Here is a 670-nt window from a genome sequence, read left to right on the forward strand (position 1 = left end):
GAGTATGGTCGACCCTGATGAGTTTTCAGTTTGTTTTGCTCAATGGATGAAAGAATCGATTGAGCATGTTGATGGTCGTATAAAGACAATTGCGATTGATGGTAAATCTCTTCGTGGTACTTACGATAAAGAAAGAAAATCTTGCCTGGTTCATATGGTTAGCGCCTTCGCTGTTGAGTATGGTGTCGTTCTTGGTCAAGTTAAAACAGAAGAAAAGTCTAACGAGATCACTGCGATACCAGAGCTCTTGAAACTACTTGATGTTAAAGACGCAATAGTGACAATTGATGCGATGGGTTGCCAAGTTAAAATAGCACAGCAAATCGTTGATCAAAAAGGAGATTATCTTCTTGCGGTTAAGGGGAATCAAGGCAGATTAAACGAAGCGTTTAATCAACATTTCAATGTTGTTACTTTAAGTAAGTATGATGGCCCAAGCTATTCTACAGAAGAAAAAGCACACGGTAGAACAGAAAAAAGAATGTACTTCACTTGTGAACCTTTCGATGAATTTGTTGATTTAGCACTGGAATGGCCAGAGTTAAAAACACTTGGTATTGCTGTTTCACATCGAATGGAAGGTGACGATAAAGCAGGTGAAGTAAGTATTCGTTACTATATAAGCTCTGCTGAATTAGATGCAGAGAGCTTTGCTCATTCTGCTCGTGGT

The 670-nt window shown here is 39.0% G+C and carries 1 protein-coding gene; it reads left to right on the plus strand.

What is annotated here, in order from left to right; translation table 11 throughout:
- Window positions 1–670 (plus strand): ISAs1 family transposase (locus F8B77_RS17355; RefSeq protein WP_151656908.1); only part of this gene is annotated, 670 nt, incomplete at both ends.

It is taken from the genome of Aliivibrio finisterrensis, assembly GCF_008933155.1.
In the GTDB taxonomy this organism is placed as follows: domain Bacteria; phylum Pseudomonadota; class Gammaproteobacteria; order Enterobacterales; family Vibrionaceae; genus Aliivibrio; species Aliivibrio finisterrensis.